8 protein-coding genes are annotated in these 12,676 nt (G+C 66.2%); 7 read left to right on the top strand and 1 reads right to left on the bottom strand.

What is annotated here, in order from left to right:
* Window positions 1-153: 153 nt before the first annotated feature.
* The 3 genes from IU448_RS20855 (at window position 154) to IU448_RS20845 (ending at window position 6,571) form a co-directional block, all read left to right on the top strand.
* Entirely contained in the window at window positions 154-3,078 is a 2,925-nt protein-coding gene (locus IU448_RS20855; protein ID WP_324188653.1) for a helix-turn-helix transcriptional regulator, read from the top strand.
* A 128-nt stretch (window positions 3,079-3,206) separates the two neighbouring features.
* Window positions 3,207-4,583, top strand: coding sequence for a cytochrome P450 (locus tag IU448_RS20850; protein ID WP_195057319.1), 1,377 nt, complete (start codon window positions 3,207-3,209; stop codon window positions 4,581-4,583).
* Between the two features lie 242 nt (window positions 4,584-4,825).
* Complete coding sequence (locus tag IU448_RS20845) at window positions 4,826-6,571, top strand: ATP-binding protein (protein WP_195057318.1); 1,746 nt, start codon at window positions 4,826-4,828, stop codon at window positions 6,569-6,571.
* 29 nt (window positions 6,572-6,600) lie between these two features.
* Here IU448_RS20845 and IU448_RS29595 read toward each other — a convergent pair whose 3' ends face one another.
* Window positions 6,601-9,126 carry a LuxR C-terminal-related transcriptional regulator gene (locus IU448_RS29595; RefSeq protein ID WP_195057317.1) on the bottom strand — a complete coding sequence of 842 codons (2,526 nt, stop codon included), beginning with the start codon at window positions 9,124-9,126 and terminating at the stop codon, window positions 6,601-6,603.
* 311 nt (window positions 9,127-9,437) lie between these two features.
* On the opposite strand from IU448_RS29595, the gene IU448_RS29780 reads away from it, so the two are divergent.
* Genes IU448_RS29780 through IU448_RS20820 form a run of 4 tightly spaced genes read left to right on the top strand, consistent with a single transcriptional unit; the run spans window position 9,438 to window position 11,989 of the window.
* A complete protein-coding gene (locus IU448_RS29780) occupies window positions 9,438-9,698 on the top strand; it encodes a cytochrome P450 (protein ID WP_195057490.1) in 261 nt (86 codons plus the stop codon).
* Window positions 9,699-9,708: 10 nt separating this feature from the next.
* On the top strand, window positions 9,709-10,047 hold the full coding sequence (locus IU448_RS20830; RefSeq protein WP_195057316.1) for a hypothetical protein: 339 nt from the start codon (window positions 9,709-9,711) through the stop codon (window positions 10,045-10,047).
* A gap of 3 nt (window positions 10,048-10,050) precedes the next feature.
* Window positions 10,051-11,526 (top strand): hypothetical protein, encoded by a 1,476-nt coding sequence (locus IU448_RS20825; RefSeq protein ID WP_228813675.1) that lies wholly within the window; start codon window positions 10,051-10,053, stop codon window positions 11,524-11,526.
* A 19-nt stretch (window positions 11,527-11,545) separates the two neighbouring features.
* Entirely contained in the window at window positions 11,546-11,989 is a 444-nt protein-coding gene (locus tag IU448_RS20820; protein WP_195057315.1) for a YbaB/EbfC family nucleoid-associated protein, read from the top strand.
* Window positions 11,990-12,676: the final 687 nt, after the last annotated feature.

The following is a 12,676-nucleotide window of genomic DNA, read 5'->3' as shown; positions in this document are numbered from 1 at the left end:
GGCTGTGCTGGTAGCCGGCTTGTGCCACCGAAGGTCACGGCTTTACGCGCCGTGCAACCACGTACTCCGGCACGCCGGAAAACCGGCCTGTGGACTAGGGTGATCCGGATAAGAGTTCGGCCGGGGACAGTCCCCTATGGCTGATGCGGAGGAATGGTGCCGGGGCCAAGGTCGAATGGGAATCGGCAGCCGATGGTCGGGCGGGTCAGGGAGCGGCGAATCCTCGGGGACGCGATGGCGCTCGTCGAAGCCGGTGGGACGGCAGCGGTTTCGCTGGCCGGTGAACCGGGAATCGGCAAGACCAGACTGTTACAGGAAGCCTGCGATGAGGCTCGCGAACTAGGTTTTCGGGTGCTGGCCGGTCGGGCGACGGAATTGGAGAACGAGATCGCGTACGCGATGATCTCGGAAGCGTTCGAAGACGCGGTGCGCTCACTGTCCGAGCGGAAGTTACTGGATCTGATCCCCGCCGAACTCGCCGAATTGGGCCGGCTGTTCCCGTTTCTCGGCCGTTCGGCCGCAGCTGCCACGGCTGCGGAGCGTTGGCATTTTCATCGCAGCGTGCGGTCGGTACTACAACTACTCGCCGGGCACGCCCCGGTTCTCTTGGCGCTCGACGACCTGCACTGGACCGACCATGCTTCGCTGGAGGTGGTGGCGCATCTCCTGCGCAGGGCCGTACCGGGGTGTCTGCTCGTTCTCACCCATCGCACCGCGCAACTCCCGGCCGGACACGCCGGCGTGCTCGGCCGCGCCTTCCAGGACGGCGCGCTGTCCGCAGTGGAATTGGGTCCGCTTTCCCTTCCCGAGACGGCCGATCTGCTGGGTGACGTGGTGCGCGCCTATCGGCTGCCGGATCTGCACGAGGAGTGTGGGGGAAACCCTTTCTATTTGCAGGAGATGGCCAGGGCGCGGACCAATGCCGCGATACCCGACCCCGCCACATCCGGGCATCAGGTGCCCGCGCTCGTGCAGGCGGCACTGAGACTGGAAATCGAGGCGATGTCCCCGCCCGCGCAGCGGCTGCTGCACGCCGCCGCGGTGGCGGGGGAACCCTTCGATATCGATCTCGCGCTGGGAATCGGGGCCTTGACAAGCTCCGAAACCATCTCGGCGATAGACGAACTCGTGGCGACCCGGCTGGTTCAAGGCGTTGAATCCAGTGCCGGGTTGTACTTTCGGCATCCACTGATCCGGCGTGCGGTGTACGAACAGATCGGATACGGATGGCGGCGTGCGGCCCACGGCCGGGCGGCGACGATCCTCGCCGAACGAGGCGCCGATCCCTCCATTCGCGCTCATCACCTCGAACACAGCAGCGCTGTGGGGGACGAAAAGGCGATATCGGCGCTGGCGGAGGCCGGTCGCAGCGCCGCGCGCCGCGCGCCGCTCACCGCTGCACGCTGGTTCCGGGCGGCGTTGCGGCTCCTTCCGGCCGGGCAGTCGGATGCTCGTGGACTCGACTTGACCATCGCTTTGGCCGACGCGCTCACCTCGGTCGGCCGGCTCCGAGAGAGCCGGGAGGTGCTCGGGCGGGCGGTTGTCGACTTCGCCGAGCAGGCACCCGATGCCGATCGGGCGCGAATGCTGGCGATGCTCGCGGCCACCGAGCAAGGACTGGGAAATCCGGCCGAGGGCCGGCGGTTGTTGAACGCCGCCTTGGACCTGGTGGACCCAGGGAGTGTGGAAGCCGCCTCCTACCGCCTGGAATCGGCCAAAAGCAATATGTTCTGCGGTGACTGGGAGGAGGCCGTGAATATCGCGACCGCGCTGATGGAAACCGCCCGCGGGCATTCCGATCGCCGGCTGTCCCTGCTCGCCACCGCTGCGAACGCATTCATCGCATCCACTCAATTGGATACCCTGCGATTGCGGTTCGGTGTGGAATGTCTGGAAGAATCCGCACGAACACTGAATACGCTCACCGACTCGGAGATCGCGCCGGGCCTCCTCAACGGCTACAACGACGTGATGCTGGCGGCGGTGGTCTTCGAGCGGTGGTCGATGGCGGTGGACCACGCCGACCGCGGGATCAGGCTGTGCCGGGCAACCGGCCATGATCAGCATATGGCCGACCTCCTGCACTTGCAGGCGGTGGCTCAGTTGATGCGTGGGTATCCCGAGCCGGCCCTCGGGATAGTCGAGCAGGCTGTGGAGACCGCCCTGCTCTTGGACAACCCACCGTTGACAGCCATCACCGAAGCGACTCGCTGCTGGGTACTGTCGCTGCTCGGCCGCACCGAGGAAGCGCTTGCCGTGGGCGCTCGCGCGGTCCGGATCGCCGCCGAAGCGCCGCGGGACAAATATTCCCACCATCCGCCGCTGGCGTATGGCGCGGCGCTGATCGAGGCTGGTGAGTACGCACGCGGCCGGGAGCTGATCGTGACCCGGGGCGGCTACGGCAATCTGGGCGATGTCAATCCGACGACGATGTCCCCGTGGATGCGGGCCCTGGTCGACGCCGAAGTGGAACTGGGCGATATCGCCGCCGCCGATCGAATAGCACGGCAGATGCAGGTCGTTGCGGACGCGGCGCCGATGATGGCGGAGCGGGTCGGCGACGCCCTGTACGCGCGCGCACGTGTCGAGCTCGCGCGCGGAAGAGCGCAGCGGGCAGAAGAGCTGATCCGGGAATCGGTACTGCAATACGACCGGAGCGATACGGCCGTCTATGCCGCCAGGGCACGTTTGCTGCTGGGGGAGGTTTTGACCGAGAGAGGCGAAACCGAGGCCGCCGCCAGTGAGTTCGCGCTCGCGCTGGAAGTGGCGATCGAGCGTCATGCGGCCGGAACAGCGACTCGGGCGCGGGCTGCTCGTGCCCGGCTCGACGACACCGTGTCCGCGAGCGATCCCCACCATCTTCCGGCTGTCTCCGTGTTCGACCGGCTGACCGATCGGCAGCGAGAGATCGTCGGACGGGTGGCCCGGGGCATGACGAACCGTCAGATCGCCGCGGAACTGTTCGTCAGCGAGAAGACCGTCGAAGCGCACCTCTCGCGTCTGTTCGCCAAACTGAACGTCTCCTCGCGTACCGCGTTGGCGGCGCTGGCTGTCGCCGATTCCGTCCGGCGCACCTGACGGCTGTTCAGGGATTTCCCTACTTGTTTCGGAGTGTGGGCCGGACCGAAAATTCGAACGACGAAATATCGATGCTGCGGCAATCTGCGGCAGCAATGTGATTCGACGTTGCCGGAAAGGCTCTGACAATGACGGTTACCTCACCGACTTCACTCGCCACCGTTCCGCCCGGCCCGCGCGGAAAAATACGTAATGCGATTGCTTTTCAACGTGCGCCGCTGAAACTGCTGGCCCGAGCCGTGGCCGAATACGGTGACGTGGTCGCCGTCGAGATCCCCCGGATGCCGTTCGTATTGATCAATCATCCCGACCATGTCGATCGCGTCCTGAAGACACACCAGCGCATTTACGATCGTCACGGGCCGATGGCGGAGATGGCGCGCAACTTCTTCGGCAGCGGATTGGCCACAGCCCCCCGGCCGGGCTGGCTCGCCCAGCGACGGCTACTACAACCGGCGTTCCACCGAAAGCACATCACCGGTTTCGGTGGAGTCATGACCGGGACGATCGCCGAGACACTCGACCGGTGGGAATCCGTGCACGCGGCCGGCGGAGCCCTGGATATCGCCCACGAGATGAGCGCCATGACCCTGCGGATCGTGGTCCGCACGCTTTTCGGTACCGAGTTCCCGGAGTCCGCGATCCGCCGGTTCACCGCCGCGGTGGACACCGCGACCCGGGAGCTGGCCGCGTATATGCAGTTTCCGCTGGTCCCGCTGTCGGTCCCGACCCCCGGGCATCGGCGATTCCACGCAGCGATGGCAGTGTTCGACGAGATCATCTACGACATGACCGCCGAGCAGCGCCGGGACGAGAGCGACGACGGCAGCTTGCTGGCCTTGATGATTCAGGCCCGGGATGCCGATACGGGCGAGTCGATGGACGATGCGCGGGTCCGGGACGAAGTGCTCACCATGCTGTTCGCGGGCCACGAGACCAGTGCCAGTACGCTGGCCTGGGCCTGGTACTCGATCGGGCGGCATCCGGAGGTCGAGCAGCAGCTTCTCGACGAGGTCGACCGGGTCCTCGGCGAGCGGACACCGACCATGGCCGACGTGCCCGCGCTCGTCGTGGCCAAGCAGGTGATCCTCGAAACACTGCGGCTGTACTCCCCGGCCTGGCAGACGGTTCGGCAGGCCGGGACCGACGACGAGATCGGTGGGTTTCGGATAGCCGCGGGCACGCAAATTTTCTGGAGTTACTACCTCGTTCATCGTCACCCGGACTTCTGGGACGACCCCGAGCGCTTCGATCCCGGCCGATTCGCCGGTTCGAACGCGATCAACGGTGATATGCCCGGGTTCTACCCGTTCGGCGCGGGTCCGCGTCTGTGTATCGGCAACACTTTCGCTATGGCCGAAATGCAGCTGGCATTGGCTATGACCCTGCAGCGCATGCGGCTGGTGTCCACGGACTCCACCGCAATCCCGGCCCAGGCGGGCCTGACCCTGAAAATGGGACGGCGATTCACCGCACGGCCCGCGATGCGGCCGTCCCGATCCTGATCAGGGCCTCCGTCGAAGGATTTCCACGGTGACCGTTTCGGATCGTGGGCGCCATGCGGGAATGCGAAGAAGCCACCCTGTGGGGATAACCCTACTTGTCCGGCCGATTATTGCTCGAATAGTCTACAGCGCAAAGGGTTACGGCGAACAGGGCGGTTCCCGGGACGAGTTGTCAGTGGCGAATCAGGCGTCCTGAGTGGCATACGTAGTTTCGCCCACGAAAGAGTGAATCGGGTCTCGTTATGTCGAATAAAGTTACCGATACCGCCGTCTCGGATTCGAACACCACAGGATTCCCGGCTGCCTCCCAGGGGGTCGCTGCTGGTCGCGAGGGCGGGCATGGTGGGACCGAGTTCGTGGGCCGGGAGGCGGAGCTGCGCAGGGTCGTGACGCTGGCCCGCGACGGGATGCGACTGATCACTCTCAGCGGCCCGGCCGGAGTGGGTAAGACGAGACTGGCCGAACGGGTGCTGCGCGATCTGGCGCGAACGCCGCGCCATCGCATATATCGAGCGCGTCTGGCAGCGCTGCCCCGGGCCCGCGACGCCGAGGATCTCGCCGGGCATCTGCTGTCCTCGGTATTCGGCGCCACCCGCGCCGTACGTCCGGCGGTGCAAGGTCTGGTCGACGCGTTGACGGCCGCGCCGGGTGATCGTATGGTGCTGGCCCTCGACAATTGCGAACATGTGCTGAACGCGGTGTCGGCGTTGGTCGCCGGACTGCTCGACGCGTTGCCCGCGCTCACGATCATCGCGACCAGCCGGGAATGCATCGGCTGGGCGGACGAGTACATCGTCGCGGTGCCGTCGCTGTCCGCCTCGTCCGCGGTCGAGTTGTTCCACAGGCGGGCCGAGCGAATCGGCCGCCCGATGCCCGGCAATGCCGGCGGATTCGCTGTCTCCGCCGAAATCTGCCGTGCGGTGGAGAACAACCCATTGTTCATCCGGCTGGCCGCTATGCGCTTACTGCATGTATCTCCGGCCGGGCTGCTACGGGAGCTGACCGGCGGCGATGACGACAGAAGATTGCGGTGGTCGCGGTTTGCCGTGGTCGGTGCCGGATCGCGCCATCTGGGTGTAGGGGAGGCGATCGACTGGTCCTACCGGCTCTGCGATCGCTCGGAGCGAACACTGCTCGATCGGATGTCGGTGTTCGCGCCGGTATTCGACGAGGCCGCCGAAGGTTGCGGTGTCGAGTCGGCCGCTGTCGCTGCGATATGTTCCGATGGTGCGGTGGTCGTCGCACAGCAGGTGCCGCGGTTGCTGGAACGGTTGTCGGACAAATCGCTGGTCGGTGTGCGGGTTACCGCGACCGCCGTCCGGTACCACTTGGCCGGCAGCGTACGGCTGTACGCGGCGGAACGCCTCCGCGCCACGGATCCCGGAATGGCGGACGCACTGCCGCGCCGGTATCGCCGCTTCTACCGGGACTGGGTGCGCATTGTGCGGGATACCGGAACGGGGCCGTTCGGCGGGGACGGGAGGACGTGGATCCATGGTGCCGGTGGCGATGTCGTGCGCGCTGTGGCGACAGCACTGCCGGACGCGTCCGAACGGGTAGTGGGGTGGGAGATCGCCGAGGCGATGGCGTCGATTCTGTCGTCCGAGCCCACCACGGCGGATACCGCGTGGGCCGCCGGTTGGACGGAATTGTGCCGTGAGCTGGCGGCCGGAGCGCAGGAAGGTGCCGAGGCACTGCTGCGCCGCCTGGTCTCCGGCACGGCCGGCCCCGGAGATGGAAGCCTCTCACCTGCTACGACGTCATCGCTATGGGACCAACTGACTCCCGCCGAAGTGGCCGTGGCCCTGTTGGCCGCCGGTGGGCTGACCAATCGTGAGATCGCCGAGCGCCGCGGCGCCTCGGTGCGAACCGTGGATGCTCAGCTGGCGGCGGTGCGGGGCAAATTGATGATCACCCGCCGTACCGAGATTCTCGAGCATATGCCCCGGGACCTGGCACGCCCGGCGCACCTCGAACGTCGCCAGTAGTTCCACCGACGGCGGATTCCTTTGCGGCTTCAGAGCTCTGTCCCGACAGCCGGGTGGATCACGGGCCTCCGTGGCGCGCCTATGCGGTCAGGTGCGGGGAGGTGATCCGGCGGGATGTGCAACGAAATCTCGGTGCGCGAACCGATGCCCAGCTTCCGCAGAATGGACACCATATGGGTGTCGATGGTTCGTGGCGAATTCCCGCGGTGCCGTGCTATCGCGGAATTGGACCATCCCGCCGCCGCCAGGACGGCGATATCCCGTTCGGCGGAGGTCAGCTCGGTCCAGCGTGAACCGGTGGCGGTATCGATCGGTCGTGGCCGGGGCTCGAGACGCCGCGTGCCCAAAACCAGCTGCTGGACTTCGCAGAGCTCCGGCCGCAGTTTCCGGCCGGCGTCCTCGGCGTTCAGGTAGTCGGTCGCACCGAGAACCGCTCTGGCGGCGGCGATAGCGGAGGCGGTTTCGGCCAGCATCGGGCCCTTGCCCACCACCGAGTACCCGAGACTGCGCGAATACGTTTCGGCGCCACCCGCGAGGTGGGCGATATGCTCCGCAACCGTTCGGCGGCGCGGGTCGTCGTCCTCGATCTCGGTGAGAAGGACGCGCAGCGCCCACATCCGGATATGCAAACCCCAGATCATGTCCCACTGATGGCCGAGCCGGAGGCGGTGCGCCATGACGATTCTGCCTGTCGACAACGCCTCTGTGACCCGGCCCATTCGTGGCAGCGCGATGACGAGCTCCAATTCGGCGCAGGCCGCATTACTCACCGCGCCTCTCGCAGCGCAGATTCTGATGTTGTCCATGGCGAGCCGGGCGGCGCGGTGCGGAGACCCCAGCAGGCTTTCGGCGACCGATTCGACACAGCGGGCCATGAACGCGCCGAAATCGTCGCCGGCCCGCTCGAGCTTCCGCCGGGCCCGCGACAGGACAGGAATACAGCCGGAATCACCGTGCACATTCAAAAGAACGGTGCCGCAAGCAAATTCCACCGTTCCGGGAAGCCCGAAATCGGTCTCGGGACATTCTTTCCACGGTGGCGCTTCGGCGCCCAGGGTAGCGGCCCGAACACACTCCTCGACCAGCCGATCCGCCCTGTCCCCGGTGTTCTGAACGGCCATGAGCCAGGTCAGCTGCGCCATCGCCGCCAGATCGAGTTCGGTGTGTGGCCTGCCCGACGCTCTGCGCTGTGCGAGTGCCTGCTCGATCCAATACTGGATTTGACGCGTGCGACCGAATATGTAGGGAACTTGCATCATAGTCAGGCTGAGTGCCATGGCGAGGGTGTCGTCGGTATCGTCTTGCGCGAGGCTGTGATCCACCGCGGTGGCGATATCCGGCCACACCGTGCGAACCCAGTCCAGGAGTCTCGATTCGTCGGGTCCGAAATATGCGTGCTGGGCGTCGATCAGCCTGTCTCGGTAATATTTCCGATGCCGGTACGCGAGATGAGCTGTTTCGCCGGACGCGGTCGCGAACCGGCTCCGGGCGTAGACCCGGATGCTCTCCAAGAGAAAATAGTGGGTGCTCTCCGCGGAGCTGTCGGTCGATACCAGCGACCGGTCGGTGAGTTGTTCCAGCAGCGGAGGAATCGATTCGGCGGTGAGGTCCGAAGAATCGGCGCATACGGCGACGACGGCGTGGATATCGACACCTCGGTGTGGACCGGAGGGGTGCTCGGAACCGTTGCTGTCGTGCCCGGAGGCGAAGATGGAAAGCCGCCGCAGCAGAAGTTGCTCGTCGGCGGTGGCGAGATCGAAGGACCAGTCGATGGCGTTGCCCATATCGGTGTGCCGTGGGTCTATCCCGGTGCGCGCGCCGCTGGTCCAGGCCAACCGGCCGTCGGTGTGGTCCCCGGTCAGTTCGCGAAGCACATGGGCGGTGGGCCGGTGGCGCAGCCGCGCCGCGGCGAGCCGGATGTGGAGTGGGTTGTGGTCGACCCGTCGGCACAGGGTCGCGGCCGCCTCGGCGTCGTCGATCTCGCGGCCGACGCGTACGGCGTGATAGCGGAGCAGCGCCAGGGATTCCGCACTTGTCAGCGGCGGTACATGAACCAGGGCCTCGTCCGGCAGACCGAGCCGCTCCTGGCTGGTGGCCAGAACGGTCGACCCGGGTACCGCGTCGGCGAGCGCGGCCACGAGTCCGGTCACGGCGGGAAGAACATGTTCGCAATTGTCGAGGACGAGGACCGGATGGATACCGTCGGCGACGAGGGCGGCCAGCGCGTCACTGATCGTCCGGAACAGAGGCCGATCGGCGGAATCTGCGCCGCCGATCGTGGCGGCGATCTCCCGCTCCACAGGGCCCCCGGTATCGCCCTCGGCGACCAGGCGTGCCAGCGCCACCCAGAAAACCCGGGTGGTGCTGTCTGCGCGCAGCCGGTTGGCCGTTTCCAAGGCGAGGCGGGTTTTCCCTATGCCACTACCGCCGACCAGAGTGATGAGCTCGATCCGCTCGGTGAGCAGGATACTGATCCGCGCCAGCTCAGGGATTCGCCCGACGAAGAAACCCGCTGCCGCGGCCCCGATTCCGTGCTGACCCGGCTTACTGACCACGATGTCTCAGAGTAGAACGCGGGCACCTCGGCGACAATCGGCCATCGGGCTCTCGGCCCTCGGTGACCGGGCTTTCGTTCACTGGTGGGAAGTGTCTTTGGTTCGCCTGGCTACATTGCCGACGAGTTTGTACCTCGCGGCAGGAGTTCGTAGTGAGCCACTCTGATCGGGCCGCAGAGTCTTCGAGGCCGGATACGAGACCGTGCCGAACACACTGGCGTTCGCATTCCACGAACTCGGGCGGCGTCACCGTTCCGCCGGGTACGACCATCGTCTACTCGCCGTACGTATTGCACAACGACCCGAAATAGATTCCCGATCCGGCAAGTTTCGATCCGGACCGCTGGACCCCGGAATACCGGAAGTCGGTAACACGCAGCGGGGCGTTCCAGCCATTCGGTATCGGCAACCGCAATTGCATCGGCGAGCCGTTCGCCTGGCTGGAGGCCACCACGATTCTGGCCACCGTGGTGGCCCGGGTGCGGCTGGAACCGGTGGCCGGTGCCCTTCCCGTCTGCGGGGAGCCTCCTGGACCGGGTTGTGACGATGAACTCGTCTGTCCCGCACGATAGGAGTCCGGTGATGAGCGGCAAAGTATCCGTGTATATCGACGCGCTGGAAAAGGCCGCGAACAGCTCCGGCGGGGCCGGTGAGTTGCTGGGTGCCATCGCGTCGCGACTGCGGGAACGCACCGCCGCCCTACACGGGGCGTGGGGCGACGACAGATACGGCGAGCAGTTCGCCGAGGCATACATTCCGGCGCGGAACGCGCTCGCCGTGGGCGAAGGGGAGAAGCCCGGCGCATTACCGGGCCTGGCGAAGGTCTTCGAGGATATCGCGGATGCGCAGCGAGACGCCGCCAAGGTTCTGCGTCGGCAGGAAGACGATAACCGAGCCGGGTTTCGTGGGAACCAGGGGTAGCTGATGGCCAGTCCTACGGAAGTTTCCACGGCTGCCGAGGCGGGCCCCGACGATGCGCCCGATGTGGGTTTCAACCTCGGTGGACCACGGCAGCCAGAGGACCCGGATGAGCGTACCGACGTGCTCATTCGCCGCATCGCCGGTGAGCTCGCGACAGGGGCCCCGCCCGGGTGGACCCGGTTGCGAGCCGTTTTCGCCCTCACAGTCGCCGAGGAAGCGGCCGAGCTCGTCTACACCGATGGGGAATCCGCGGTACGCGCCCTACCTGCGGACTCCACCGTCCGGCTGGTACGCGAACTGCGCGCGCTCATGGCACATTCGGCCGCCGGTCCCTGGCTGCGCATGGTGCTCGACCAGACGGCCACCGATGCTCCCGAGGTCGTTTACGACTACGGGGACCAGCCATTCCCGCCCGGCCAGCTTTTCCCGGTAGAGGCGTATCTGGCCGACCTCGAGACCTTCCCGCGGTCGCGGCTGCCGACCTGGCTGGCGGCGTACCTGTATCACGACGGACATCAGATCCGCACACCGAAACAGGCCGCCGGCTCGGGGGGTGAGAATGCGGATACCAGCGATCGGCTGCCCCCCTTGCCGGTGCTGTGGGCGCGCTGGGTGATGCTCGCCGCTACCGACGCGGCGGCCGGCGGCGACAACGGCGCTCGGATCGCCCCCTCAGTGGGAATCTACGAGGACGGTGAACGTAACGGCGCCACCCTGTCGCTGCTGTCGGGCGGCCGGGCGGTGCTCTCGGGCGGCCGGGCCGACTGCGCGCGGCTGGCCGCCGCCTACCACGGCGAAGCCGAGTTCCCGGACCTGTATCGCGGCGCGCCGGTGTGGGTCACCGATGATGTGATGAACACGCGGGCCGGTCGCGGATTGCTGACCTTTTGCTATTGGTGGCAGGCCGGGCGGTGGTGGCACGGTGACTCCCCGAAGCCCGGGGCCGCCGAGATCGCCGTCCCCGACATCTGGGCCGAGGACAGCGTGGTCGGCCGGGTGCTCACCGCTGTCGATTCTGCCGCGGTACCCGGCGACTCGGAACTGCGCCTCGCCGCCGAGACCGTGCTCGGAGCGGCCGAATCCGGGCTGGTCACCCGGGATCTGCTGGAGGCGTTGTTCCCCGACCCCGAACGGTTCGATGTGGATTCGGCATTCGTCCAGTTCGACGCCGCAGGTCTGGCGGCGGTGTTGCTGACCCCGCTGCCTGCCGGGGATGCCGTCGATGTGGTTCGGGATTACATTCTGGAGCGCGGGCTGGAGACTCCCGGCTACCCGGTATCCGGACTGGTGGCCGAGCGGGTCAGTGTGGGCTGGATCGTCCAGGTGCCCCCGCCCGAAGGTCAGGTGATGCTCGGGCGGGCGGTGTTCTATGTCGCCGACGACGGGGTCATGGAACGGTCGTCGTCGTCGGTGGCGCCCTCGGCGTATCTGTCCGGATTCGAGATGCGATTCCAGCAGCGGCTCGGCGCGGTGGGCTGAGCATGGCGAAGGAGCACAGATGTCCAATGAACATCTGAAGGGTCAATTCCACGATATCCTCGACGGTTTCCGCCGTTCCATGGATGAAATCGCGGTGATCAAGGCGAAGCAGGCACAGTTGTTCGTCACCGGGTACGCGGAGGATAAACGCGTCATGATCCGGGTCGACGCACAGGGCGAAATCGTCGAAACGCTTTTCGCGGACGATATTTCCGATCTCACCTATGACGAGATAGCCGAGGCCGTCACCGCTGCCGCCCGCGCCGCGCGGGTGGAACTGACCGCACGTTCGGAGGAGATACTGCAGCCGCTGCGGGAGCAGCAGGCGAAGCTCCCGAGCCTCACCGATCTGGTCGCCGGTTTGTCGGAGGCCGGGAACTATGCCCCGGACCCGGCCGGACGTGACAAATCATCGGATGGTCCGGTGGCGGGCGAATCCGGGGTTCGTGAATCGCTGTGGTGAGGTAGGTCGGGCCTGATGGGTGCGACGTTGCCGGAGCCGTTGCAGGTTCTTTTGGGTGTGGTGGGTGGGGCGGAGTGGCCTGCGGGGGATGAGGAGTCGATGTGGGAGTTGGCTCGGGTGTTGCGGGGGGAGGCTGCTGCGTTGGCGGGGGCGTTGGAGGAGATCGAGGGTGCGCGGAAGGCGGCCTCCGATGCTTATCTTTCGGGTGCGGCGCGGGAGGCGATGGAGGGTGTTTTCGGTGAGATCGCGGGGTTTGTGCCGGGGGTTGTGGAGTCGTTGGAGGGGTTGGCGACGAGTGCGCGGGATACGGGGGGTGCGATCGAGACGGCGAAGATTCAGATTTGGAGTTCGCTGGTTTTGTTGGCGTTGGAGTTGATTTTATCGAAGTTTTTTCCGTTGACGTCGGCGGCGCAGGATGCGATGGCGATGGCGGCGACGCGGGTGACGTTGCAGGGTATTGCGCGGTTGTTGTTTGTGAATATCGGTGCGTTGGCGTGGCGGCAGGTTGTTCCGAGTTTGGCGGTGCGGGTGTTGGGTCATGGGTTGTTGGGGGCGTTTATCGGGGTGGGTCAGGATTTGGCGATTCAGAATTGGGAGGTTGCGCACGGTAATCAGAGTGAGGGGGTGCGGGGGGAGCAGGTGCTGGCTGCGGGTGCGGGTGGCTTTCTGGGGGGTGGTCTGGCGGCT

Origin of the sequence: Nocardia flavorosea, assembly GCF_015477805.1 — a bacterium.
GTDB lineage: Bacteria > Actinomycetota > Actinomycetes > Mycobacteriales > Mycobacteriaceae > Nocardia > Nocardia flavorosea_A.
This window is presented reverse-complemented; position numbering and strand designations above follow the sequence as displayed.

What these genes read in the sequence shown, in the direction of transcription:
- IU448_RS20855 (WP_324188653.1), top strand. Translation starts at nt 154, where the DNA reads ATGGTGCCGGGGCCAAGGTCGAATGGGAATCGGCAGCCGATGGTCGGG.
- IU448_RS20845 (WP_195057318.1), top strand. Translation starts at nt 4,826, where the DNA reads ATGTCGAATAAAGTTACCGATACCGCCGTCTCGGATTCGAACACCACA.
- IU448_RS20825 (WP_228813675.1), top strand. Translation starts at nt 10,051, where the DNA reads ATGGCCAGTCCTACGGAAGTTTCCACGGCTGCCGAGGCGGGCCCCGAC.
- IU448_RS20850 (WP_195057319.1), top strand. Translation starts at nt 3,207, where the DNA reads ATGACGGTTACCTCACCGACTTCACTCGCCACCGTTCCGCCCGGCCCG.
- IU448_RS20820 (WP_195057315.1), top strand. Translation starts at nt 11,546, where the DNA reads ATGTCCAATGAACATCTGAAGGGTCAATTCCACGATATCCTCGACGGT.
- IU448_RS20830 (WP_195057316.1), top strand. Translation starts at nt 9,709, where the DNA reads ATGAGCGGCAAAGTATCCGTGTATATCGACGCGCTGGAAAAGGCCGCG.